Here is a 22279-nt window from a genome sequence, read left to right as displayed (position 1 = left end):
CGAAGCAGAGGCGATATTAGCTAAATAACAAATGGGAATAAAATCACTTTTCAATACTCCAAAGACCAAATACAACGTTAGAGACATCTTTCGTTGGCTTTGGCGTGCGTGGCGAGGTAACCGATTACAGGCTATACTTAACGCACTGGTAGGACTTTTAGGTGTTATTATTTCTCTGTCATCGGTATGGGCTGTTCAACACGCCATAGATGTTGCATCGCACGAAATAGAGGGTAAGATTCTCATAGCAGTACTCTTAATGGGTGCACTTATACTTTGCAACTTTGGCTTAAACATAGCTTCTGTTTGGATTCGCAACCTCTTAGGGATTAAAGCACAGAACCGAATGCAACAGAAATTGCTTGATCGTATCTTGCGTTCTAAATGGAATGGTAAGGAAAGTCTCCATTCTGGCGATGTGCTAAACCGCTTAGAGACTGACGTTGCAAACGTTGTAAACTTCTTAACGGAGGTTATTCCTAACTCGCTTTCAACGTTAGCGCTCTTTATTGGCGCCTTCAGCTATTTGTTTTTAATGGACTGGCGCCTTGCAATTGTCATTGTTATAATGATTCCTATCATTATTCTTTTCAGTCGAGTTTACGTACGACAGATGCGCCATCTAACCAGCGAAGTGCGCTCATCTGACTCTAAAGTACAAAGCATTCTGCAAGAAACGATTCAGCATCGTATGCTTATTAAGACCTTAGAGGGCGATGGCGTGGCGGTAGATAGGCTGGAAGATACACAAAGCGTACTACGAACAAATGTCGTACGCCGTACAAAGTTCTCTGTTTTCTCTTATCTTGTACTCAATTTAGGCTTTTCTACTGGCTATCTTGTCGCCTTCGCATGGGCTGCAACAAGGCTTTCATCAGGCACTCTGACCTTTGGTGGTATGACGGCTTTCCTACAATTGGTAAACAAGATACAAAGTCCTGCGCGCCAACTCACTCACCTTATTCCTCAATTTGTTTCTGTTTTCACAGCCGCAGAGCGTTTGATGGAGTTAGAAGAAAATCCTTTGGAAGAACAAGGAGAGCCCATTGAGATGGCATCACCATGCGGCGTTCGTTTCACTGATGTGGCTTTTGCATACGAAGACTCGGAAGATAACGTTATAGAACACCTTAACTACGACTTCTATCCAGGCTCTTGTACAGCCATTTTGGGTGAAACTGGTTCAGGAAAGACTACTATGGTGCGCATGATTTTAGCACTTCTGCACCCCAATAGTGGTAAGGTGGAAATATATAACCGAAAAGAAAGCCGCGAATTAAGTCCACTTCTGCGCACCAATTTCGTGTATGTACCACAAGGAAACACGTTGATGAGTGGTAGTATTCGAGACAATCTACGTCTTGGAAAGCTTGATGCTACTGACGAAGAGATGGAAGAAGCATTGAAACAGAGCTGTGCCGACTTCGTATTAGAACTTCCCGATGGACTCAATACGCTATGTACTGAACAGGGAGGGGGCCTCAGCGAGGGGCAAGCTCAACGCATTTCGATAGCACGCGCCTTACTTCGCAACCGCAGTATCATGCTTTTCGATGAAGCAACATCTGCACTTGACCCCGAAACAGAACGAGAACTCTTGCAGAATATCCTCTCAAAGCACGACAAAACCATAATATTTATTACCCACCGACCAGCGGTAGTAGAATATTGCGACCAGACTTTAGAGATAGAGAAACAACATTCGCACAGGGAATATATAAAGAAAACACAGGTGCAAACACCAACTGACAATAGATAAAAACAATTAAAACAAAAATAAAATGAAAAGAACTATTCTATCGGCAATGCTTCTTTTGGCAACTTTTGCCACTGCTATGGCGCAGGACTTAGACAGCAAATATGCCACCAACTTACTGAAACCAGGTACTCTTGCCCCCGATTTCACATTGCGTACAGCCGACGAAAAGGACATTAAACTCCGTGCTTTCCGTGGTAACTATGTTATTTTGGACTTCTGGGCATCTTGGTGTCCCGACTGCAGAAGGGACATTCCAGCCATGAAACAGCTATGGAGCGACTTCATGGACTACAATGTTCGCATCATAGGTATATCGTTTGACACGAACAAAGAGGCTTGGGTGAACACCTATTGGGACAAATATCAAATGAATTGGACACATGTAAGCGAACTGAAAAAGTGGAAGAAAGAAACCAAAATAGACCGTTTATATCATGTTGATTGGATTCCTACCATGTATTTGATAGACCCTTACGGAAAGATTGTACTGGGAACGGTCGAGATTGAAAGGCTTCGTGCCACTTTAGAGGAGCTGAAACCACGTATGAAAATGTCGTCAGTAGATGTCAAATCAACCTATGTAGGCGGCAGAGAGGCGATGGAAACGTACTTAAAAAGCCATCAAGAGTACGATCTACAGACTTACAAGATGCGCTTTAGTGCTAAAGTTGAAGTATCGTTTGGTGTAGAAATGGACGGAACAATTACGGGAGTACGTGTTCTTAACATTACTGACGTGAAGGCAAACAACCATAAATACGATAAGTTATCAGAGGCTAAGAAGGCTAAAGCAATGGATATTGCAACCAAAAACTTCCGCAATGAGGCGGCACGCTTGGTAAAACGCATGCCCAAATGGACACCTGCAGCAAAGGACGGACGCCCTGTGAAAGACCAACAGGTTATAACTATTGAGTTCGATCCATTCTATAATAGTATTATTAAGTAAGCATTAGCTCTTGCAAAATACTACTATTATTTTGTAAAGAAAATATCTTGAAAAAACGATAATATCGGTTTGAGATTACAAAAGTGCCTGTTTTGCGTTGCAAAACAGGCACTTTTGTTGTGTAAAACAGGCACTTTTACAACGCAAAACAATGGGTATTACAATACATTGATAATAAGACTATTACACAAGACTTATGCTTTTGAAAAATATTAACAAGACTTCAACCTTCTTTGCCTACATAAAATAATGTTCAAAGGGTTTATAGCGGTATTAGTAAACAACTCCTTTTAGTTGGAAGAAACCAGTAATATTAAGCAGCTTAACCTAATTTCAACAGCTCTATAGTAAAGCCTATTCGTTTCAAAACCTATGAAACAAAAACAATGTAGCGACTCTACATTTTCGTTGTAGAGTCGCCACATCTTTTATAAATCGTTAATCTTTTACTTCACTAATACTTTCTTTCCGTTGTGGATATATATTCCTCGTTGTGCTGGTTTAGCTATACGCTGTCCTGAAAGCGTGTAATAATAAGGGTCGTTAGTCCCATTACGTTCTGCAACAACATTATCGATACCCGTAGAAACAACGTTTACCTTATTCTTTTCACCCTCTTTTTCGCTTGAAATATTGATAAAAGTAGTTGCTTTTATGTTTTCAATATTTACTGTTTGAGGCGATCCTGCACCGACACTGAATACAAAATTCACGACGTCAGTAGAGGTTGTAATAGCAAATTCCTTCACAAACCACTTCTTGCCGTCTGCCATTTCGGTTGTCGTAACAATATCACCAGGCCATGAGCCCTTAGCTGTTTTGTGGGTTCCGCCCCATATCCAGAAGTTGATAGAAGGGTTAGCGCTGGTCATTTTGGCATTTGCCCAAGCGCCATCGGCATTGTCTGCATTTACATACACCTTGATATTGTAAGGCTTAAAGTCTACTATGTTGTAGTTACGGGTAATGATGTTCTTTACAACACCATCTACAAGTAATCCTGCTTTCAGCACAGTTGTACCTACAGGGATAGTCAATGCTTGACCGTTTGTAGCCTTTGCGCTGCTTGCCGTAGGCTCGTTTCCATTGGTTGTATACACTATTTGTGCATTCGCATCGTTACTTACAGCCGTCAGCGTTACACTTTGTTCACCGTCATAGGTGCCGCTTGCAAGACTTGCCCATACAAAATTGGCTTTGTTCTTCTCTACATAGTAAGCCCAATGGTATCCTCCTGTGAGCTTAACCCAGCGGTTTGTGTTAGAGAAACTCTTTGCTGGACCAAGTACAGTAAGCATATTACCATTTGTTCCAGTAGTGGTAAAGGCATAGAAATCGGAACTACTGCTGTATTTTACAGCCTTACTTTCGTTGTTAATGCCTATCAACTTGCGCACGCTAATCATATTCTTGATGTCATTTTTATTAGCTTGATAGTGCTTCAAGAATATGGTTGGTGTTCCTGGCATAGCAAGAATATAGGCATTCGCTGCCAATGTATCTTTACGAATAGGGTCTTGATGACTGTTGCCACCGCGGTCTTCAGTATCATGATTCTCTACAAAGGTAACAGCATAGCGGGCATATTCTGCCTCCTTAGCCAAGCCAACGCCATCTAAAGCGGCCCAATTACCATTGTTTACAGCATTGCGAACAGTGTAACGAATAGGGAAATCGAACACAGCACTCGTAGGAACATTATTCGATTTAGTGCTTTCAACCCATGCTTTCACCTTATTTATATCACCGTCCCAGTATTCACCAACAGAGAATTCTGGCTTCGTTGCATTATTATAGAGCGCTGTAAATTTGCCAGCGTAGCCCTTTACCATGTCGTAACGGAAGCCCGCGTAGCCGAATTTATCTTTTAACATCTGCAAATATGCCTTTACTATGGTCTGCACATTCGTGCTATTGTGATCGAGATCGCGCATTCCAGGCCAGTCTTCTCCTGTGTCCATGAAGTCGCTAAGCTGTACACCGTCCTTCTGTGCTTGTGTTAGTGCAGCACCTCCATCATCGTTTTTAACAACATCTTTCGATGTCATGGAGTACGTTACATTATTATATGTCTCAGTTGGGAAGTCGAACCAGCCAGCAGTAGTTGCACGGTGATTGATAACAACATCGGCAATGGTCTTGATTCCATTCGCTTTGAAAGTGCCAATGAGGCTCAACAGTTCAGCTTCTGTACCGAAAGAACTATTGTAATTAGTAAACCAATAGTAGTCGTCGTAGCCCATTGAGGTTGTGTTACGAGCCTGCGCACTTTGTGGAAGCCACACGAGGTCGAAATATTCAGATAGTTCTTTGGCCTGCGATTCGAGGTTTGTCCACTTCGTATCCTGATATGAATCCCAATAAAAGCCTTGCAGCATTACGCCGCCATAGTTGGCTTTCCAGCCTTGAGCAAACATGGTTGCTGCAAGAAGCAAAGCCGTAAACAGAGTTGAGGTACGTTTCATATTCATAATTTGATATTGTTTGTCCTAGTTATTTATGGTTTCGTAAATATTCAGAGTTATTTTATTGTTTTGCACAACCTTTGACATTGACTACTCAAAATAGTAGGAACAAACGGTTGCAACATTGCTTTTGTGTAAATAAAAGGGGAGGACGCAGGTGCATTCTCCCCTCTTAAAAAAATAAATTTAAAGTATTTGAAGTCGGTTTATTCTGCAATAAGTTCAGCTACAGTGTTACCATCATAAGATGGTTTCAACTTAATGGTGTATGTTCCAGCTGTAACTGCAATGTTAGCACCACCATTTGATGTAAGCTTAGTAAGGTCTGTACCACCCCAACTGATGTTCCATGTACCATTAGCGCGGAACTTTATTTCTCCATTTGAGAGAGTTACATGCTGTGCTACCCATTTGTGAGTTGCTGCATCGTAAGACATTACGACGTCATTGTCCCAGCTTCCTGTTGCATCACCAACTATACCGATGGTTGTAATAGGTGTAAGCTTATAAGAAAGAGCTTGCAAATCTAATTCAACCTTGTAGAAACCATTAGGTTCTGTCATCATAATGTTGTCAGCACCACCATCTGTACTGAAGCCCTTACCATAGTTTGTACCATTCCAGTTTGGTTGTGTTGAGAACTTAAAGCCGTTCTGTGTGAGGTACATATAACCATGATACTTACCATCGAATGCTGGTCCATGGAGAATATCAGAGTGGCTCCATGAGTTCGCATCGCCTGCCATGTAGAGGAATTCTGTGAAGTTTAACTTCTCAATCTTGTATGTGTAGGTCAACATATTGATGGTAATGCGATACATACCTGCATTCTTAATCATACCAGCTTGTGGGTTTGTTGTGGTAAGTGTACCTTCCATGCTGGTGTCATCTTTTACAGTTGTACCGAGAACACCAGTCTTTCCTTCAGCTAAAAGATCGCCATCATAGTTTGTTTTTGTAACAATCTTCCAACGAGTGTTTGGTGCTGTAGTTGTAATAAAGAGTGTAAATACAGGATCTTTATATACATCAGCGTCGCTATGGCTGAATACTTTAGCATTGTTCTTGCTCCATGACGAAGCATCGGTAATCAAATAGTAAGCTGAATCAATAAATGGAGCATCTGGAATAACCGTTACTGCAATGGTACCAGCATCAATAAGCGCTGCCTGACCATCTTTTACAGCATTTAGAAATACGTGTGCTTTGAACTTACGAGCTACTGGACGCTTGCCAAAGTACTTCTCTACCATTGCTTGTACCTCTGTTTTAGTAGCCATTCCTTCTATCGTTGTGTTGATAGTAGTAGCGGTTGCACCATCAAGATCTTCAGGGTAAAGTTGTATACGAGCATTTTGCAAAGTGTAACCATCAGGGAGTTCAGCTGTAGTAAGGGTGAAAAGAGAAACTTTTTCTCCTGCATTGGCTAAGTCTTGCGTTGCAACAGCATTTGCCTTTATACCTGGAATAGTAATTGAGCCTTCTTCTGAATATGACTGAGGGTTGCCCCATGGCTCGTACTCACCACTGCAAGCCCCCAAAAAGAGGCTTACAAGTGCGAGTGTAATATATAATGATAATTTCTTCATATCTATTTTCTAAAATGATAATAAGTTGTTATTACTTTATTTCACCGGTCTCTTTTGTGAAGTTCAAGTATATCTTCTGACCAACTGCACCAGCAACACGCGGTGTTTGATCGCCACCTGAGCCACGATAAGAAATCTTATTGTTGTAGATGATAAACTCTGACTTCCACCAGTCTGAACCTGGTATCTTCACGCAGATACGTACACCTGGGTCGCCGGCTGTAGGACCACCTGAAACTGTATTGCCAATGGCTGGAGATACAAATTCGCCGTCAGCCGTTGTAGGAACAGTGAAGAGGTTTTCTGGTAGAAGGTCCCAACCACCCGATGCGGTACACAATCCTTGGAGATAAACCTTAGGTTCGTTGAAGGTTACGTTATATTTAATGTCGCGACCTTCTACAGTGCACTCAACAATCATTAAGTACCAACCAGCCTGAGATGAACCTATATTACCATTAGCGTTAACTATATTTGAGGCTTTTTCGCTTGCAGGATTAATTGTAATCTTGCTGAAGCCAATATCATTGCCGTCCCATGCTTTATTGCTATTGAACTTAACACCAGCACTTTCGCCTTGTCCGTCAATATAAACAAGATGCCAGAAAATATTGGTTGCACTATGTACAGGTGTCATTTCCAATGCGCTATCCCAGGACCACTTATTGAAGTTACCAACAAGATAAAGCTTTTCAGGTGTTGTTACAGGAGGAAGAGAGAAGGTCAAATATACATTACTTAATGTAATAACATTAGAAATAATTGATGTTCCTTCTATTTCATGACCATCAGCAGTTGTCTGAACAGCCTTTAAACGAATGTAAACAGGAGCTGTTATAGGGAATTGCTCTTCTCTCAAGCCCTTTGCTACATGCAAATCAGTAAGCAAACTTGCCAACTCAGCAGCATCTATTTCCATCTTAGCAGTAGTGAAAGTTGTTGCCATACTCTTTGCATCTGACATATCAGCGCTGGTTGCAACTTCTACAGTGTACTTAGTTACAGCAGGATAACCATAGTCCGGCTGTGAACAAGTAAGCTCGATAGATTTAGAATTTGCCAAATCGTAAACACCACTTGCCGCAAGTGCGGGCGTATTTAAGTGGAAAGTTGTTGGCGTCTTTATCACTGGGTTTTCGTCATTGTCGTCGCTGCATGCTGTAAAGAAGCAAACAGAGCAGAGTAACAGCAACGCAGACTTTAATATATTTGTCATACTATTCTTATCTTTTGTGTTGTAAAAGCTGAGGAGTTTCCTCCTCAACTTATATTGAATTAATAACCAGAATTCTGTATCAAGTTCTTGTTTACGATGATATCGCTATTTGGAATTGCAAAGACATTGCGTGTTGTAGCAAAGTTACGTCCGTTAAGTTCACCACCTTTCCAAGCCCAGTTGTAGTTTACATTACCACCAAACTTGTTAAAACGAACTAAGTCTACACGGCGACGGCCTTCAAAGTAGAACTCTTTACACCATTCATTCAGAATATCATTAAGTGTATAAGCGCCAGAAGTTCTTGCTGTTGCATGAGCACGAATATGAAGTTGATTGATAAGATCAGTACCTTCTGTTGTAGTTTGGCCACCATTTAAGCGAGCCGTAGCCTCTGCATAGGTAAGATAAGCCTCTGCTACACGGAACAAGAAGAAGTCGGTATCAGCATAACGGAGGTCTTTTGCAGTTGCGCCTGTTGAGTAGAAGTTGTTGTATTTCACTACTGCGAAGCCCTTAGTAAATACTGAAAGGTCTTTTGAATTCTCTTGTGTGATAGTTCTGTCTACACCATCGAACAATGCACGATCATCGCCAGCTTCTGTAGGCATAACTGCTCCAGTAACTGAAGGGGCATTGTTGTTGGGGAAGAACTTGTCGATAAGGTCCTTACGAGCACGAACACCCGCCCAGTTTGCATTATCGTAAAGGTTGCCACCAGCTGAACCATTGATGTTTACTGTTGCAGCCTTGTCGTAGCAAGCGTTAATCAAGAATACTGTACCACCATAAGCAGCAGTGCGCTTACCGTCCTGAAGGATAGGGAAGATAGCTTCAACAGATGCACCGTTTTCGCCATTATCACCCATAAAGAGTTGTTGATAAGCAGTCCAGCCGTTTACTGTTGCACCTGTATATAATTGATATGGTGAATTGATAACCTTCTTAGCATAGTCTGCAGCCTTCTGCCATTGAGCTGTACCAGTATAAACTTCAGCATTTAAGTAGAGGCGAGAAAGCAACATCCATACAGCAGCCTTGTCTACACGACCATAGTTTGCATCAGTAGATTTCTTTGCTCGAGGTTCCATCAAGTCATTCTCGATAGCCAAGAGTTCCTTTTCAATATAATCATACATCTGCTTGCGTGAGTATTGCGGTGCGGCTTTAGCAGAAACTACTTCTGTGAAAGGAATATTGCCGAACGCATCCATCAAGAAATAGTAGTCGAGTGCACGGATAAAACGTACTTCTGCGGTCTTTTGCTTATCCAAATCACCAAAGTTACTAATATATTGATTGCAAATAGTAACTCCAAAGTAAAGGCGATAATAGAATCCTTTAAGCATTGGATGAGAGCTACCATAAGCATTGAAGTTAAACTCTGGAATACCTTCGTCTTGTGTCCAACAACAGATTGCCTCATCGGTAGTAAGTTCATTAGAGTTGAACAACTGTCTGATAAAACCTGTTGTACCTCCGTCAAGACCATCGATGTCGCAATCACCATCAGGACCGCTGTTTCCTGCTAAAGCAAAGTTTGCATAGCACTTATTAAACAAATGATTTGGATTTATCTCCGTTTGGAGGTTTGGGTCAATTGGTTTTACATCCAAATCCTTTACACAAGAAGTAATGCTCAAGGAAAGCAACAAAGCTGCTACAGGAGCTATTTTCTTAATATATTGTATCATTGTTATTGTTTTTTAAATAGAATTAGAAATTTAAGTTAAGACCTACAATGAATGACATTGGGCGAGGATAAAGGTTATTGTCAATACCGCCAAATACTTCAGGGTCTATACCTTTATATTTTGTAAGTGTAAGCAGGTTGGAAGCAGTACCATAAACACGTCCGCTCAAACCATGCCAGCCACCAGTCTTGAAGAGGTCGGCAAAGCTATAACCCAATGTAATGTTGTCAAGCTTCAAGAATGAGGCATTTTGTACCCAACGGTCTGAAAGAATAGCTGTAGTATGACTTGTCTGCCAATTGTCTTTAACTGATGCGATTGGTCGGTTTGACAAGAATTCAGTTGGTGCCCATACAACAGCAGGAGAAACATTAGCTCGTCCAGCCATTAAGTCATTGAACACATAATTGCCTATGTTAGCACGAAGAGAGAAACCAAAGTCCCATCTCTTATACTCTAAACGAGAAGAAAGGCCCATTGTTACAGGAGCCATTGGGCTCTTATAGAAATATTTATCAGCTTCAGTAATTTGACCATCAGCATTTCTATCTACAACTGCACCCTCAATAGCCTTACCATCTTTGTCGTAAATCTGTTGATAAACGTAGAATGAAGAGGCAGGGTGTCCTACTGCGTGTGCTTGTACATTACCGCCAGTACCTGCTGAAATACCACCCGTTGCAACAACTAAGTTAGGGTCCTTACCACCTGTAAGGTCGGTAATTTCGTTCTTGTTGTATGTGAAGTTATAATCGATAGTCCAATACCAATCTTTTGATTCGATAGCTCTCCAACGCAAAGCTGCTTCAACACCAGTGTTCTTTAACGAACCGATGTTAGAAGGAACTTGGTTGCGGAAGTTGGAACCAGCAGAAACTGTAACACTGTTATTCAAGAGGTCTGTGGTCTTACGGTAGTACCAATCAATGCTACCAGTGAGGCGTTGGTTGAATATACCCCAGTCGAGACCGACGTTGTAAGTTGTAGTTGTTTCCCAAGTTAAAGCCTTGTTTACAGCTTGTGGGCGAACAACAGTTCCATCGTCTGTTACTGGATATTCGTTATTTGTACCGCTACCTGTTTGATATATATCGAAGTAGTTGTAGTCGCCAATACCTTCCTGCTGACCCGTCATACCCCAACCTAAGCGGAGTTTCAAGTCGCTCAACCACTTAATGTCGCGGAATTTGTTTTCGTCCTTAACTTTCCAAGCAAATGCGAATGAAGGGAAATTAGCCCAATGGTTTTGGAAACGTGATGCACCATCGGCACGGAAGGTTGCTGTAACATAGTAACGATCCATCAAACTCCAGTTAGCACGACCGAAGAATGATACGAGGAAATTCTCAGTAGAATATACATAATCTTCCAAAATACCGTCTTTGTTGTAGTCTTTACCACTATCGTAGTAGATTTGGCCAGCCTTTGAGTTGGTAGAAGGATAGTATTGTTTAGCGCGACTCTTGTCTTTTTTCCAGAAATGTTGCCACTCGTAACCCGCCATAATGTCGAAGTGGTTCTTCGCAGCGTCCTTAAAGTCGTGATAGTACTGTGCGTATGCGTTGAAAGTGAGGTTGCGCTTCAACTGTTTGCTCCAACCATTGTAACCATAGTAAGAAGCCAATGGAGAAGTTGGTGCGATGTCTGTATCCTGCTGTCCTTGTGCAATGTCGGCACCAGCAGTAACGTGCAAGCGCAAGTCTTCAAATCCGTGAACCTTATAGTCGAACTCTGCATTTGCTATTACGTCGCGGCTGCGAGAGCGGTCGTTCTTCAAATTCAATATAGCCATAGGGTTCTTTGTTGCCTGAGTGTTCAAAGTAGTTGGCCATGTTGGGTCTTCGTTTGTAGCAAGACCAGCACCACGCCATTCGAAATAGTTACCAAAGTTAGCAGCATCAGCTGATGTATAGTCGTAAACACTTTGAGAAGGGTCGAAAGATACAGCAGCACCAATAGCAGCACCATCAGCAAAGCGATTCTTTGCAAACATACCTTTCACGTTAAAGTTCATGGTTAAGTGGTTATCCAATAATGATGGATTTAAGTTAACAGAAGCAGTATAACGCTCAAAGTTAGATGTTTTCAAGATACCTTGGTTATTTGTATAACCTGCAGATATACGGAAAGGCAATGAATTAGCACTATTACCAACTGAACCAGTTATGGTAATATTATGGTCTTGAGCCCATGCTGTACGATAAATCTCGTTTTGCCAATCTGTATTAGCGGTGCCAAGTGCAGCCACTTGCTTGCTACCTGCACCAAACATTTCGGTAATGAATTTACGATATTGGTCGCCATTCATAACATCAATTGTCTTTTTCTTAATGCTAGCAGTTACACTACCACCATACGAAACAGCGATAGGTTGGTTTGCACGACCTCTCTTTGTTGTGATAATGATAACGCCATTAGAACCACGAGAACCATAGATAGCTGTTGCAGAAGCATCTTTCAAAACGTTGAAGCTTTCAATATCCTGTGGATTCACCATAGAAAGAGGGTTTGCCATACCCTTTATACCAGTATTATCCATTGCAACACCATCAATAACGATAAGCGGATTGTTAGATGCATTCAAAGAAGAACCACCACGAATACGAATCTGTGCGCCACCACCAGGAGTACCGCCATCGCTTGTTACGTTCACACCAGCCATCTTACCTTGCATCATGTCCTGTGCGTTAACCACAAGACCCTTGTTTTTTGTGTCCGGTTTCATTGCGAGAACTGATCCTGTAAGATCGCTCTTTTTCACAGCACCATAACCGATCACTACAACTTCTTGCATTTGTTGTGCAGCATTTGGCTGAAGAACAACCACCATTCCATCCTTCGCAGCAACTTGCTGCTTAATGTAACCGATGTAAGAAATAGTTAGTTGAGTACCTGGTGCAACATTGAGCTCAAAGTTGCCATCAAGGTCAGTCTGCGCACCATTTGAAGTTCCTGTAATAAGAACTGTTGCACTAATAATAGGTTCGCCAGAAGCATCTTGTACGATACCTTTGATTGTTGATTGTGCAAACGCACTGATAGACAGGAATAGACCCAAAACTAGCGTCATTATCCTGACAGGGATTTTGCTTTTTACCTGCGTCATCGTTTTATTGTTAAAGTATTAATATTGAGTAAATTATTATCTCTGTAATAGGCCAATATGGCTTTCTTTTTACCTTTAAAATATAGGGTTTATTGTTGCAAAGATAGGCCGATAATTTTATATTAGCACTTTTTGGTCGTTAAAAACATAAATTAAAACGTGCAAACGATTGCATCATCAATATGAAAATAAAATCTTGACTTGTGTCAAACATTAATGTAAAAATATGTATTTTTGCCATAGAAATAGTAAAATCAGAAACAAATCTCACCTGAATATGATGAAAAGTGGAACTGTAACGATGAAAGATATTGCGCGGGAGCTTGGTGTTTCCGTTGCAACTGTTTCACGTGCATTAAAGGATAGTCCACGTATTTCTGCTGAAAAGCGAGAAGAAATAAAGCGTTATGCCCGTGAACATAACTTTACTCCAAACCTAATAGCCGAAGCGTTGCGCAAAAGTAAAGTGCAACCATTAAAAATTATAGGAGTAATTGTGCCACAGTTTACGCACTATTACTTTTCATCTATATTAGCAGGTATCGAAGAAGAGGCCTCTGCTCGTGGCTATCAGCTAATGGTTGCACAAAGCGACGAGCGCTATGAACGCGAAGTAGAGATATGCAGATCGTTCTACGAGAACAAGGTTTGTGGTGTAATTGTATCGCAAGCAAAGAACACAACAAAGTTCGATCACTTTAAATTCCTTGTAGAACAACACGTTCCGCTCGTATTTTACGATCGCGTAAGCATTGGTGTTAATGCCAGTCGTGTGGTTATTGACGATTATATGGGAGCGTTTGCAGCAGTTAACTATCTCATAAACACTGGCTGCAAACGTATCGCTTACTACGGAATGTCCTTAAATTTGGAAATCGGGAAGAATCGTTTTAATGGTTATCAAGACGCTTTGCTGAAACACGGAATACAGCCCGACGAACAGCTTATTCGTATGTGTGACAACCGTAGCGATGCGGAATCAATCACCCCCGATCTCATGAACATTCAGAATCCGCCTGACGCTTTCTTTGCCGTAAACGATGAAACGGCTCTCGGTGTTCTCTATTCGTGCAAACGAATGGGCTTGCGAATTCCCGCAGATATTTCTATCTGCGGTTTTACCAATGGCGTTCACGCAATGTCGTGTGACCCTATGCTGACAACAGTTGAGCAACGCGGAACACGTGTTGGAGAAGAGGCTGCAAGCATATTGATAGACAAAGTGGAAGGAGCACTGCCTATCAACTCTATCGAAAAGCGCATTGTGAGAACACGACTTATTGTCAGAGGTACAACAAAATAACAGCATATAACAAATCAAAAACAAATAAATAAACTGCAACTTACACACTTTCAACTATGGATACAGAATTAAAGACTCGCCCCAACAAAAGTTTTTGGCAGCTTTGGAACCTTAGTTTTGGTTTCTTCGGCGTGCAAATAGCTTACGCTTTACAAAGTGCGAACATCTCACGTATATTCGCTACATTAGGAGCAGACCCACATAACCTAAGTTATTTTTGGATTTTACCACCACTGATGGGTATCCTTGTGCAACCGATTGTAGGAACTTTGTCTGACAAGACATGGACTCGCTTTGGACGCCGCATACCTTATTTGTTTGTGGGCGCATTTGTTGCCACCATCGTTATGTGTCTTTTGCCCAACTCTGGTTCGTTCGGTATGGCTGTTTCTACGGCTATGATGTTCGGCTTAATCGCCTTGATGTTTCTTGATACAAGCATCAACATGGCGATGCAACCTTTTAAAATGCTTGTTGGCGACGAGGTAAACGAAAAGCAAAAGGGCTTGGCCTACTCTATCCAAAGCTTCCTTAGCAACGCTGGTTCGCTCGTTGGCTATGCGTTTCCTTTTATCTTTGCGGCTATAGGTGTTTCGGGAATAGCACCGAAAGGTATAATCCCTGACTCGGTAATTTACTCGTTCTACATAGGTGCTGCAATTCTTATGTTGTGCGTTCTATACACTGCGATGAAGGTAAAGGAGATGCCTCCGAAGGAATATGCAGCGTATCATAACCTTAATGAGGCTGCAAATGAAACGAAATCGAATTGGATACAACTTCTTAAAAATGCACCTTCAACATTCTGGAAGGTAGGTTTGGTTCAATTCTTCTCTTGGTTTGCCTTCATGTATATGTGGACTTACACTAATGGAACCATTGCTCCGAACTGCTTTGGTGTGGACATGAACGCCATCAATGCCACTGCAACGGAAAACTACCAAAAGGCTGGCGACTGGGTAGGTATTCTCTTTGCCGTTCAAGCTATAGGCTCGGTGCTTTGGGCTATGGCATTGCCAACCTTTAAAAATCGAAAGTTTGCTTATGCGCTTTCGCTCATCTTGGGTGGTATTGGTTTTGTTATGGCTCCTTTCATTCACGACCAATACGTTATGTTCGTACCTTTCGTACTCATCGGTTGTGCTTGGTCTGCTATTCTTGCCATGCCTTTCACTTTCGTTACCAATGCTCTTGAAGGTTACGGACACATGGGTGCTTACCTCGGTTTGTTCAACGGAACCATCTGTATACCGCAGATTATTGCAGCTGCGCTTGGCGGTGTTGTTCTGCACCTTGTAGGTTCTGTGCAAAGCAATATGCTGATTGTAGCAGGTGTTGCCCTATTTGCTGGCGCACTATCGGTAACGATTATCAAGGACAAACAGAATGTATAACCTTTTCATAATATAATATAGGCGGCATCGCCTGTACAGATTTGCTAAACAACATAGTCTGTATTCTTAGCGCAAAATTATTGCATTGAGAATACAGACTATGTTGCATAAAGAACGTTCATTACAATTTGAGTCTATCTTATCATTCTGAATAGCTTTATAGAAAAGCTAAAATAAAGAGTAATTTTCTCTATTTCGTTTTGTAAAGAAAATTACAATGGAAAACGATAATAATTGTTTCGTTTTGCAATAGTGCCTATATTGCGAAACAAAAGCGCCTGTTTTGCTCGGTAAAATAGGCACTTTTGCAATGCAAAACAGCCTCTATTGTAATGCATTGATAATAAAAGCGTTACACCATAAGACTTATTATCCGAAATCTTTACATTGTTTTTACTTTCTTACCCTATATATAATAATGTGTATCGCTAAAATTCAAATTCTACCAAATAACTATTTTTTATTAAACAAAGTTATACGTTTGTTTTGGTTTTTTAGTTTTGTTTCATTATCTTTGCACGGAGTTCCTAACTAGAAGTTTTCTTATTTATTCACGATAATAGTATCCTTTCGTTGTTTATGAAGCCAAAAGAATCGACCCGTTTTATCAAAATTAATAGAAGAACGTGGGCAGTTGTTATCTTGTTAATGGTAACATCAGCTACTCTATATGCGCAAACCGATACGCAAATGCGTAAGCGAAACTTTTTCAACTGGGCTTTAGGCGTAGGTCATAATGCAGCTGACTCGTCGCGTTGGCGTAGTGTAAACGTCGGCATATTCTCTGCTGTGGATACGCTACATGGTCTTCAGATAGGCGGAATAAGCAGTATCACCGAACAAGAGATGAAGGGTGTGGGCATTGCAGGACTATTTACAGCTGGTGGCGGACGCCTTAAAGGTGTGCAAACATCGTTAGGAATGAATGTATTTGGAGGAAAAATGCGTGGCTGGCAAGTGGCAGGCATCTCCAATGTAGCGCGTTATATAGACGGAGTTCAGCTGTCTGGATTTGCCAATATTACCGAATCGTCCTTCCGAGGACTGCAATTCAGCCCTTTTACGAATATTGCTATGGGAGTGAAAAAGGGTGTACAGATAGGCGGATTGGCCAATATTGCATCGGAAACAATGCGCGGTTTGCAGTTGGGAACCTACAATTACGCTGACACACTAACTGGTTTACAGATTGGATTGCTCAATATTGCATTACAACAACCTAAGGGTTTGCAGATTGGTATTATCAATTATAGTCGCGACACATTGACAAACAAGATTGGATTGGTGAACATTGGACCGCAAACAAAGATAGATGTATTGGCTTACTGGAGCAATGTAGCCACCATAAATATGGCTTTACGCTTCAGAAACCGAAACACTTACTCGCTACTTTCCTTAGGAACACACTACATGGGCTTCGATAACGACTTTTCAGGTGCACTGACTTACCGAATAGGTCGCTATAAAACACTATCGTCCAAGTGGATGTTGAGCGGTGATTTAGGCTTTTCGCACATAGAAACCTTCGAGAAAGAGTCTTCCAATAAGCCTAAACGACTCTACTCTTTACAGGGTCGTATCAACTTAGACTATCGTATAAACAATCAATTAGGCGCATTCGTTTCAACTGGAGTTGGTACTACACATTACTACGGAGGACACAAACTTTATAGAAATAAGGTACTTTTGGAGGCAGGATTGGTTATGCGGTTTAAACCAGAGAGTACGCATTCGTATGGCGGGACAATGGGTTCTACCGAACAAAGCATAGCAAAACGATACAAAACATTAATGGAAAACGACTCGGCTTTGCACATTCATAACCTCCAATATGCCAACAACGACCCTAATGAACAAAAAAAACGACCATGGTTAGCGGCAGTTCAAGCAACGGGAATCAACGCTCTTGTGCATAGCTTTGATAGGTTTGTACTGAAACGTGACTTTGCTAAAGTTTACTTTAGGCATATTGTTGACAACTTTAAAGAAGGCTTTGTATGGGATAACGATAAGTTTTCTACCAACTTGTTTGCCCACCCTTATCATGGTAATTTGTATTTTAATTCAGCACGTTCCCACAATCTGTCGTTCTGGCAATCAGCGCCTTACGCTTTGGGAGGCTCGCTAATGTGGGAGTTTATGGGCGAAACAGAGCCACCAGCTATTAACGATGTCATGGCAACAACGATGGGAGGAATATGCTTTGGCGAAATTACGCACCGCATATCACGCCTGTTACTGAACGATAGAAGCAGAGGGTTCCGTCGCTTCCTAAGAGAGTTTGGTGCTACAATCATTGACCCTATGAACGGATTAGACCGAATTTTAACGGGCAAAGCATGGCGTGTGAAGAATCAATACTACAAATATCACGATTACGAAGCACTGCCAATAGATTTCTCTATCTCGCTTGGAGCTCGCTATTTAGCTGATAACGGTGCCATGTTTCGTGGCGACCACAATATGTTTCTAAACTTCTTCTTGGAATATGGCGACCCTTTGAACGAAGAAACCAGCAAGCCTTACGACTTTTTTTCGCTGGAAACAACAATAGGAGTAGTTGGAGAACAATCTTCTATAAACGCTATTCACATGCTGGGACGTTTGTGGGCTGCACCCGTTTTCACAGGAAAGAACTTTAAAGCACAGGTTGGTATCTTCCAACACTTTAACTATTACAATTCAAAACCTGTAAAAGAAGGTAGCAATCAAACTCCTTATCGCATCTCGGAAGCTGCCAGTCTTGGACCGGGTGTGCTAATTTCGTTCCTCAACATGGGTGGTTTAGCGAAGTTGGAACAACGCGTTTTTCTATCGGGAATATTACTTGGAGGTACAAAAAGCGATTATTATAATGTGATAGACCGCGATTACAACATGGGCTCGGGATTCTCTGTGAAGACAAAAACCTTTATGGAGTTCCGCAAATTAGGACGTTTCATCATGCATGCTGACTTCTATCACCTCTATACATGGAAGGGATACGACGAGGATAAACTTGGAACCATCGACCCTTTATATTTGAATGCACAAGGAGATAAGGGCAATTCCGACTTATTTGTGCTGAAACCAATATGGGAATTCGACCTCAATAAACGCATGAGCGCCATGATTTCCAGTTCTTATTATATAAGGAACACGCGATACTATTACCATAAAAAGGTTCATGCAGAAACCTTTGAAGTGAAACTAGGCATTGCTTATCACTTCTAATCTGACTGCACTTTATTGTTCAAAGAAATAATAAGCTGATGCAAAGATAAAGGTTTTACAACACCTAAACTATGTTAATAATATTTAATACAAATACTTTCATGCGGCTACACATTTCGTAGCTGATAAAAAATGAGTAATTTTGCAGACCGATTATTTCGAGGGTGAACTTAGAGCTCTCAGCACGTTGTGTGTTAATAGTGCCGCTTTTGGCCGGGCTGCATGGTTAGTGAATCCAACGAGCAAGAATTAAAAACGTTTTTTAGTAGTAAAATTTTAAAATTAAAAATGAACACTTTAAGTTATAAGACTATTTCCGTAAACAAGGAAACAGCTAAGAAAGAGTGGGTAGTAGTAGATGCTACAGACCAGGTTGTTGGTCGTTTCTGCTCTAAAGTCGCTAAGTTGCTTCGCGGAAAGTACAAGCCAACTTTTACTCCACACGTTGATTGTGGAGACAATGTAATCATTATCAATGCCGATAAGGTTAGATTTACAGGCAAGAAAGAAACCGATAAGGTTTACACCCACTATACTGGTTACCCAGGTGGACAACGTTTCAACACCCCAGCACAACTTCGCACAAAGAAGAATGGTGTAGAGAAAATGGTGCGCCACGCAGTAAAAGGTATGTTACCAAAGGGAATCCTCGGTCGTCATTTGCTTAATAACCTTTATGTATTTGAAGGTACAGAGTTGAACGGACTCGAGGCACAGAAGCCAAAGTCAATAGACATTAACCAGTATAAATAATAAAGGCGAAAGATATGGAAGTAATAAACACAATTGGACGCCGCAAGAGCGCCGTTGCTCGTATATACCTTACAGAAGGTACAGGCAAGATTACAATCAACAAAAAAGATATTAATGATTTCTTCCCATCAGCAATTTTGCAGTACGTTGTTAAACAACCATTGCAGCTGCTCGGTGTAGAAGGTCAGTACGATATTAAGGTAAACCTCAATGGTGGTGGCTTTACAGGTCAGAGCCAAGCGCTCCGTCTTGCAATTGCACGCGCACTTGTAGAGATTAACCCAGAAGATAAGAAGAACTTGAAGGACCATGGATTCCTGACACGCGATAGCCGTGCGGTTGAGCGTAAGAAGCCAGGACAGCCAAAAGCACGTGCTCACTTCCAGTTCAGCAAGCGTTAAACACATTATTATATATACTGTGGAACGTAGCCAAGAGATTTGCTTTGCGTTTTCAACAGTATTGAAATGCGCTTGAGTTTAGTATCTAAATCAGTGAGATTTCAAAATCGGGAACTACTCATTGATTGATTCTAACGAGCCAGGCGAAGCTCATTCGCCAAGAAAGAATTAAAAAGAAAGTAAACAAAACAAAAAGAAAAGAAGACAATGTCAAGAACAAATTTTGACCAATTATTGCAGGCTGGTTGTCATTTCGGACACCTCCATCGTAAGTGGAACCCAGCTATGAAACCATATATCTATATGGAACGTAATGGCATCCACATCATCGACCTTCACAAAACCGTTGTTAAGATTGACGAAGCTGCTGAAGCTCTCAAGGGAATCGCTAAGAGCGGAAAGAAGATTTTGTTCGTTGCTACTAAAAAACAGTCTAAGGACGTTGTTGCTGAAAAGGCAGCATCGGTTAATATGCCATACGTTAACGAGCGTTGGGCAGGTGGTATGCTTACCAACTTCCCTACTATTCGTAAGGCAATTAAGAAAATGACGAACATCGATAGATTGATGAATGATGGTACATTCTCTAACCTCTCAAAGCGCGAAATCCTTCAGATTTCACGTCAACGTGCAAAGCTTGAGAAGAACCTAGGTTCTATTGCAGACCTTACTCGTTTGCCTTCAGCGCTCTTTGTTATTGACGTAATGAAAGAGCACATTGCTGTTAAGGAAGCTAATCGTTTGGGAATCCCAGTGTTTGGTATCGTTGATACAAACTCTGATCCTAAGAATATCGATTACGTTATTCCAGCTAACGACGATGCGAAAGACTCTGTAAACGTTATTCTTGGTGCTTGCTGCGCTGCTATTGCAGAAGGTCTTGAAGAGCGTAAGGCTGAAAAAGCTGATGAGAAAGCCGCTGCAGAGCAAGCTGAAGAAGCAGCTGAAGCAAAACCAAAGCGTGCTGCACGCAAGGCTGCTGCTCAAGAAGCAGCTGCTAACGAGGAAGAAGCACCAGCTGCAGAATAATTATTAGACATTATAAAATAGGCGTTGGTGAACGCTTATGGATTTATTAATAATCCATTAACGCTCCTCAACGTCTATATTTTTTTAACCATAATATAAAAGAAAAATAGAAAATGGCTGTATCAATTGAAGATATAAAGAAGCTGCGTGCTATGACTGGCGCAGGTCTTGCTGACGTGAAGAATGCACTCAACGAGTCTGAAGGCGACTTCGATAAGGCAAAAGAAATTCTTCGTGAACGTGGTTTGGCTATTGCAGCTAAGCGTTCAGACCGTGAAACTTCAAATGGTTGTGTACTTGTAAAGGCTGTTGATGGCTTTGCTGCCATGGTAGCTGTTAAGTGCGAAACAGACTTCGTTGCTAACGGTAAGGACTTTATCGCTATGGTACAAGAAATTCTTGACGCTGCAGTTGCTGCAAGAGTTAAGACACTTGATGAAGTTAAAGCTTTGAAGTTGGCTAACGGTGACGATGCTGCTACTACTGTTCAACAGCGTTCTGGTATCACAGGTGAGAAGATGGAACTTGATGGTTATAACTTCATTGAGGGCGAAAACCTCTATGTTTATGACCATATGGGTAAGCATACTCTCGCTACCATCGTTCAACTCAATAAGAATAACGAAGATGCAGGTCACAAAGTAGCTATGCAGGTAGCTGCTATGAAACCGGTAGCTTTGGACGAAGCTTCAGTTCCACAAGAAGTTAAGGACGAAGAATATAAGGTTGCTATCCAGAAAACTAAGGAAGAGCAAGTTGAAAAGGCTGTTGTTGCAGCAATCAAGAAGGCTGGTATCAACGCAAACTTAGTTGACAGTGACGACCACATTGAGTCTAATATCAACAAGGGATGGCTTACACGTGAGGATGCAGACAAGGCTATTGAGATTAAGAAGACTGTAGCTGCTGAAAAGGCTGCTAACTTGAATGAAAGCATGATTGAGAACATTGCTAAGGGTCGTCTCAACAAGTTCTTCAAGGATAACTGCCTTGTTGACCAAGAGTTCCAGTTCACAGAAGGCGACAAAGTAAATGTTGCAGACTGGTTGAAGAGCCAAGATAAGGATCTTGCAGTGGTTGCTTACAAACGCTTTACACTCTCAGCAGAATAAGCAAAATACATAGAAGTAAAAGCTTCTATAAACATATAGAAAAGGAATCCAAGCGGTTTTTACCCTTGCGATTCCTTTTTTCATTTCCATCAATCTATTCTTTTCTACCCTCAAAGATTTTTCTTTGAAACTAATTTCAAGATAATAAGAAACATCTTATTATCATTGTGTATTAAGTATTCGGATACTTATTTTTTACCTTTCCACAATTCTTAACCCTCAAACTGCAAGTCAATGGATAAAAATAAAGTTGTAAATATTTTATACTACATCCAATTTCTTGGAACCAGCAGTGT

14 protein-coding genes are annotated in these 22279 nt (G+C 41.3%); 9 read left to right on the top strand and 5 right to left on the bottom strand.

Features of this window, described 5'->3' with window-relative positions:
• Window positions 1-31: 31 nt before the first annotated feature.
• Window positions 32-1759, top strand: a complete 1728-nt coding sequence (locus tag HXN26_RS03530) for an ABC transporter ATP-binding protein (protein ID WP_273158749.1) — start codon at window positions 32-34, stop codon at window positions 1757-1759.
• A 22-nt stretch (window positions 1760-1781) separates the two neighbouring features.
• The gene (locus tag HXN26_RS03525) at window positions 1782-2708 is read left to right on the top strand and encodes a redoxin domain-containing protein (RefSeq protein WP_273158748.1); all 927 of its coding nucleotides are present in this window, start codon (window positions 1782-1784) and stop codon (window positions 2706-2708) included.
• A gap of 446 nt (window positions 2709-3154) precedes the next feature.
• On the opposite strand, the gene HXN26_RS03520 is transcribed toward HXN26_RS03525, so the two are convergent.
• From HXN26_RS03520 to HXN26_RS03500, 5 genes are all read right to left on the bottom strand, one after another.
• Window positions 3155-5173: an alpha-amylase family glycosyl hydrolase gene (locus HXN26_RS03520; RefSeq protein WP_273158760.1), complete on the bottom strand. Its 2019-nt coding sequence runs from the start codon at window positions 5171-5173 to the stop codon at window positions 3155-3157.
• Window positions 5174-5379: 206 nt separating this feature from the next.
• Window positions 5380-6762: an Outer membrane protein SusF domain-containing protein gene (locus HXN26_RS03515; protein ID WP_273158746.1), complete on the bottom strand. Its 1383-nt coding sequence runs from the start codon at window positions 6760-6762 to the stop codon at window positions 5380-5382.
• Window positions 6763-6793: 31 nt separating this feature from the next.
• Window positions 6794-7978 carry a SusF/SusE family carbohydrate-binding protein gene (locus HXN26_RS03510; RefSeq protein ID WP_273158745.1) on the bottom strand — a complete coding sequence of 395 codons (1185 nt, stop codon included), beginning with the start codon at window positions 7976-7978 and terminating at the stop codon, window positions 6794-6796.
• 59 nt (window positions 7979-8037) lie between these two features.
• Window positions 8038-9672, bottom strand: a complete 1635-nt coding sequence (locus HXN26_RS03505) for a RagB/SusD family nutrient uptake outer membrane protein (protein WP_273158743.1) — start codon at window positions 9670-9672, stop codon at window positions 8038-8040.
• A 22-nt stretch (window positions 9673-9694) separates the two neighbouring features.
• Window positions 9695-12778 (bottom strand): SusC/RagA family TonB-linked outer membrane protein, encoded by a 3084-nt coding sequence (locus tag HXN26_RS03500; protein WP_273158741.1) that lies wholly within the window; start codon window positions 12776-12778, stop codon window positions 9695-9697.
• 277 nt (window positions 12779-13055) lie between these two features.
• On the opposite strand from HXN26_RS03500, the gene HXN26_RS03495 reads away from it, so the two are divergent.
• From HXN26_RS03495 to tsf, 7 genes are all read left to right on the top strand, one after another.
• Window positions 13056-14081 carry a LacI family DNA-binding transcriptional regulator gene (locus tag HXN26_RS03495; RefSeq protein WP_273158740.1) on the top strand — a complete coding sequence of 342 codons (1026 nt, stop codon included), beginning with the start codon at window positions 13056-13058 and terminating at the stop codon, window positions 14079-14081.
• Window positions 14082-14137: 56 nt separating this feature from the next.
• Window positions 14138-15475 carry an MFS transporter gene (locus HXN26_RS03490; RefSeq protein ID WP_273158739.1) on the top strand — a complete coding sequence of 446 codons (1338 nt, stop codon included), beginning with the start codon at window positions 14138-14140 and terminating at the stop codon, window positions 15473-15475.
• A 579-nt stretch (window positions 15476-16054) separates the two neighbouring features.
• Entirely contained in the window at window positions 16055-18688 is a 2634-nt protein-coding gene (locus HXN26_RS03485; protein WP_273158737.1) for a DUF3943 domain-containing protein, read from the top strand.
• Window positions 18689-18976: 288 nt separating this feature from the next.
• Window positions 18977-19441, top strand: a complete 465-nt coding sequence (gene rplM / locus HXN26_RS03480) for a 50S ribosomal protein L13 (RefSeq protein WP_025001494.1) — start codon at window positions 18977-18979, stop codon at window positions 19439-19441.
• 14 nt (window positions 19442-19455) lie between these two features.
• Window positions 19456-19842: a 30S ribosomal protein S9 gene (gene rpsI, locus HXN26_RS03475; protein WP_025001493.1), complete on the top strand. Its 387-nt coding sequence runs from the start codon at window positions 19456-19458 to the stop codon at window positions 19840-19842.
• Window positions 19843-20049: 207 nt separating this feature from the next.
• Window positions 20050-20871 (top strand): 30S ribosomal protein S2, encoded by an 822-nt coding sequence (gene rpsB / locus HXN26_RS03470; RefSeq protein ID WP_025001492.1) that lies wholly within the window; start codon window positions 20050-20052, stop codon window positions 20869-20871.
• Window positions 20872-20984: 113 nt separating this feature from the next.
• Window positions 20985-21983, top strand: a complete 999-nt coding sequence (gene tsf, locus HXN26_RS03465) for a translation elongation factor Ts (RefSeq protein WP_273158734.1) — start codon at window positions 20985-20987, stop codon at window positions 21981-21983.
• The last annotated feature ends 296 nt before the right edge of the window (window positions 21984-22279 follow it).

This window comes from Prevotella aurantiaca, assembly GCF_015262605.1.
Classification (GTDB): domain Bacteria; phylum Bacteroidota; class Bacteroidia; order Bacteroidales; family Bacteroidaceae; genus Prevotella; species Prevotella aurantiaca.
Note: the sequence above shows the minus strand (reverse complement) of the source record. Positions and strands in the feature narration are given on the sequence as shown.

Excerpts from the sequence above, each read along its gene's own strand:
- HXN26_RS03530 (WP_273158749.1), top strand. The coding sequence starts at position 32 with ATGGGAATAAAATCACTTTTCAATACTCCAAAGACCAAATACAACGTT.
- HXN26_RS03525 (WP_273158748.1), top strand. The coding sequence starts at position 1,782 with ATGAAAAGAACTATTCTATCGGCAATGCTTCTTTTGGCAACTTTTGCC.
- HXN26_RS03520 (WP_273158760.1), bottom strand. The coding sequence starts at position 5,173 with ATGAAACGTACCTCAACTCTGTTTACGGCTTTGCTTCTTGCAGCAACC.
- HXN26_RS03515 (WP_273158746.1), bottom strand. The coding sequence starts at position 6,762 with ATGAAGAAATTATCATTATATATTACACTCGCACTTGTAAGCCTCTTT.
- HXN26_RS03510 (WP_273158745.1), bottom strand. The coding sequence starts at position 7,978 with ATGACAAATATATTAAAGTCTGCGTTGCTGTTACTCTGCTCTGTTTGC.
- HXN26_RS03505 (WP_273158743.1), bottom strand. The coding sequence starts at position 9,672 with ATGATACAATATATTAAGAAAATAGCTCCTGTAGCAGCTTTGTTGCTT.
- HXN26_RS03500 (WP_273158741.1), bottom strand. The coding sequence starts at position 12,778 with ATGACGCAGGTAAAAAGCAAAATCCCTGTCAGGATAATGACGCTAGTT.
- HXN26_RS03495 (WP_273158740.1), top strand. The coding sequence starts at position 13,056 with ATGATGAAAAGTGGAACTGTAACGATGAAAGATATTGCGCGGGAGCTT.
- HXN26_RS03490 (WP_273158739.1), top strand. The coding sequence starts at position 14,138 with ATGGATACAGAATTAAAGACTCGCCCCAACAAAAGTTTTTGGCAGCTT.
- HXN26_RS03485 (WP_273158737.1), top strand. The coding sequence starts at position 16,055 with ATGAAGCCAAAAGAATCGACCCGTTTTATCAAAATTAATAGAAGAACG.
- rplM (WP_025001494.1), top strand. The coding sequence starts at position 18,977 with ATGAACACTTTAAGTTATAAGACTATTTCCGTAAACAAGGAAACAGCT.
- rpsI (WP_025001493.1), top strand. The coding sequence starts at position 19,456 with ATGGAAGTAATAAACACAATTGGACGCCGCAAGAGCGCCGTTGCTCGT.
- rpsB (WP_025001492.1), top strand. The coding sequence starts at position 20,050 with ATGTCAAGAACAAATTTTGACCAATTATTGCAGGCTGGTTGTCATTTC.
- tsf (WP_273158734.1), top strand. The coding sequence starts at position 20,985 with ATGGCTGTATCAATTGAAGATATAAAGAAGCTGCGTGCTATGACTGGC.